Here is a 2,958-nt window from a genome sequence, read left to right as displayed (position 1 = left end):
GCCAACGCTGCAGCAGGATTTAAGTTCTACGACTATATCTGTACTGCCTACGGCTTGCCGCCTTGTCTCAATCTAACGAAACGACTATAAAAAGCCGTCTGAAAATGTGGGTTTACTTGTTTGCAGTGTTGGCAGGAGCATGGCAATCGCCAATAAAAAACCGCATTTCCTAAGAAATGCGGTTGCAATAAGCTAAAACTTATTCTTCGCCGGTGTAAGGGCGGATGCTGACGGTTTTACGGTTCAAAGCGCCTTTGGTTTTGAACTCTACATAGCCGTCAACTTTGGCAAACAGAGTGTGGTCTTTGCCCATGCCTACGTTGTCGCCGGCGTGGAATTTGGTGCCGCGTTGACGAACGATGATGGAGCCTGCCGGAATCAGCTCGTTGCCGTAGGCTTTAACGCCCAGGCGTTTGGCTTCTGAATCGCGACCGTTGCGGGTGCTACCGCCTGCTTTTTTACTTGCCATTTTAAATACTCCTAAACTTGCTGAAAATTAGGCGATTGCCACGATTTCGATTTGGGTGAAATTTTGGCGGTGGCCTTGGCGTTTTTGGTAGTGTTTGCGACGACGCATTTTGAAAATGCGGACTTTCTCGCCACGACCATGAGCAACTACTTTAGCAGTTACTTTCGCGCCTTCGATAAAAGGAGCGCCTACTTTTACAGATTCGCCGTCAGCAATCATCAAAACTTCAGTCAGTTCGATTTGGCTGTCGAGTTCGGCAGGTATCTGTTCTACTTTCAATTTTTCGCCAACGGTAACTTTGTATTGCTTACCGCCGGTTTTTACGACCGCGTACATACTCAACTCCATGAGAATTTTTGGTTAATACACTCCCGCACACCATTGTGCGGAATCTCGCATTATGAAAGTATTTTGCTGTTTTGTCAAAACTTATTTTATTATGAATACAGTGCCGGTTTGAAAAAAGATGTTAAAAACCCCTGTTGCTGCTATAATTACAGGCTTGACCGGATGCAGTTTAACCGTGTTTGACAAACCGTTTGTTTATCTTCCGAAGACATTCATCATGCTTGAAAACCTGCCTTATTTCCAACGCCACCTGCCGGACGATCTGGCTAAAGTTAATGCGGTAATCGACCGGGCCGTGCGCTCGGATGTGGCGCTGATTTCCCAAATCGGTACCTATATCATCAGCGCGGGCGGCAAGCGCCTGCGGCCGATTATCACGATTTTGTCCGGCAAGGCCGTGGGCTATGATGATGAGCAGCTCTATTCTCTGGCGGCGATGGTGGAGTTTATCCACACCTCGACCCTGCTGCACGATGATGTGGTGGACGAGAGCGAGCTGCGCCGCGGACGAGAAACGGCCAATAATCTTTTCGGCAATGCGGCGGCGGTGTTGGTCGGCGACTTTCTCTATACCCGCGCGTTTCAGCTGATGGTCGGTTCGGGCAGCATGAAGATTTTGGAAATCATGGCCGATGCCACCAATATCATTGCCGAAGGCGAAGTGATGCAGCTGATGAATATCGGCAATACCGATATTACCGAAGCAGAATATGTGCAGGTCATCCAATATAAAACCGCCAAGCTGTTTGAAGCGGCCGCACAGGTCGGCGCAGTTTTGGGCGGTGCATCACCCGAGCAGGAGCAGGCGCTGAAAGATTACGGCATGTATGTGGGCACGGCCTTCCAGATTATTGACGATGTATTGGATTATTCCGGTGAAACCGAGGAAATCGGCAAAAATGTCGGCGATGATTTGGCCGAAGGCAAGCCGACCCTGCCGCTGATTTATCTGATGAGAAACGGCAGCGCCGAAGCCGCAGCGGATGTGCGCCACGCTTTGGAACACGCCGACCGCAGCTATTTCGAAAAAATCCACAGCCATGTCGTCAATTCCGACGCATTGGCCTATTCCGTCGGCGAAGCGCGCAAAGCCGTCGAGCAGGCGGTAGCGTGTCTTGCAGTATTGCCGGATAACGAAATCACTCAAGCCATGCGCAGCCTGGCGCAGGAATCTCTGGCGCGGGTGTCGTAAGGTGAGCGTCGGTTTCGTCCCCCTGTTTCTGGTGTCGCTGATACTGCTGGGCGTATTGAGCAACAATAATACCATCACCCTGCCGGCAGCCATCCTGCTGCTGATGCATCAGACGGCCTTGTCCAAATATATTCCGCTAGCCGAAAAATACGGCCTGACCATCGGCATTATTTTCCTGACCATCGGCGTATTAAGCCCCGTCGTTTCCGGCAAAGTACAGGTGCCGGGCTGGTCGGAATTTGTGAATGTCAAAATGCTGTCGGCAGTTGCCGTCGGCATATTCGTCGCCTGGGTCGCAGGCCGGGGCGTACCCCTGATGAGCAACCAGCCGATTTTGGTCACCGGCCTCTTAATCGGTACCATCATCGGCGTTGCCTTCGTCGGCGGTATCCCCGTCGGACCGCTGATTGCAGCAGGGCTGTTGTCATTTATTGCCGGAAAAGTCTAATATCCAGCTTTATTACCTCCCGCCATAGTTCAACGGATAGAACATATGCCTCCTAAGCGTAAGATACAGGTTCGATTCCTGTTGGCGGGGCCATACTTAGAAAAAAGCAGATTATCCATAGGCCCACCCCATATGCTACAATCTAGATAAAACAAGCCTTGCAGACTGTTCAAGGCTTTTTTATTGCCTATTTGATATGTATACATAGGAATATGATTGAAGCAACATAATTTTGTGGGTACAAATTCGGGCACATTACAACAACTTTTTAATATTGCCAGCCGATTGGACGCTTAGGTTGCTGCATGAGCTGTACACCTTGACCGGCCATCAAGATTATCTGTTTTCGCGCAGTAAGTGCAGCGGCAGCAAACATCCCACTATATCCGAGAACACTATCATACGAGTAAATCCCCGCGCTCATCCGCAAGCCCAGTACGACTTTACCAATATCAACCGCAGCCGTCCCGATAGCCTTACCTGTAAGAAATCCTAGCGTTG

General features: G+C 50.1%; 5 protein-coding genes and 1 tRNA gene. 3 read left to right on the top strand and 3 right to left on the bottom strand.

Annotated elements, in window-relative coordinates; all coding sequences use genetic code 11:
- Positions 1-199 precede the first annotated feature (199 nt).
- Positions 200-469, bottom strand: a complete 270-nt coding sequence (gene rpmA / locus BDE01S_RS09645; RefSeq protein WP_066080875.1) for a 50S ribosomal protein L27 — start codon at positions 467-469, stop codon at positions 200-202.
- Positions 470-496: 27 nt separating this feature from the next.
- Positions 497-805 (bottom strand): 50S ribosomal protein L21, encoded by a 309-nt coding sequence (rplU, locus tag BDE01S_RS09640; RefSeq protein WP_115225383.1) that lies wholly within the window; start codon positions 803-805, stop codon positions 497-499.
- A gap of 229 nt (positions 806-1,034) precedes the next feature.
- Here rplU and BDE01S_RS09635 point away from each other — a divergent pair, with 229 nt between their 5' ends.
- From BDE01S_RS09635 to BDE01S_RS09625, 3 genes are all read left to right on the top strand, one after another.
- Complete coding sequence (locus tag BDE01S_RS09635) at positions 1,035-2,009, top strand: polyprenyl synthetase family protein (protein ID WP_066080869.1); 975 nt, start codon at positions 1,035-1,037, stop codon at positions 2,007-2,009.
- A gap of 1 nt (position 2,010) precedes the next feature.
- On the top strand, positions 2,011-2,457 hold the full coding sequence (locus BDE01S_RS09630) for a DUF441 domain-containing protein (RefSeq protein ID WP_066080866.1): 447 nt from the start codon (positions 2,011-2,013) through the stop codon (positions 2,455-2,457).
- A gap of 18 nt (positions 2,458-2,475) precedes the next feature.
- Positions 2,476-2,550 (top strand) — tRNA-Arg (locus BDE01S_RS09625).
- 175 nt (positions 2,551-2,725) lie between these two features.
- Here BDE01S_RS09625 and BDE01S_RS11610 read toward each other — a convergent pair.
- The coding region (locus BDE01S_RS11610; RefSeq protein ID WP_218015871.1) for a hypothetical protein at positions 2,726-2,958 on the bottom strand (233 nt) is incomplete at its 5' end.

Source organism: Bergeriella denitrificans NBRC 102155, assembly GCF_001592185.1.
Classification (GTDB): Bacteria; Pseudomonadota; Gammaproteobacteria; order Burkholderiales; family Neisseriaceae; genus Neisseria; species Neisseria denitrificans.
The sequence above is the reverse complement of the archived record's forward strand: the minus strand, read 5'-3'. Positions and strand labels throughout refer to the sequence as shown.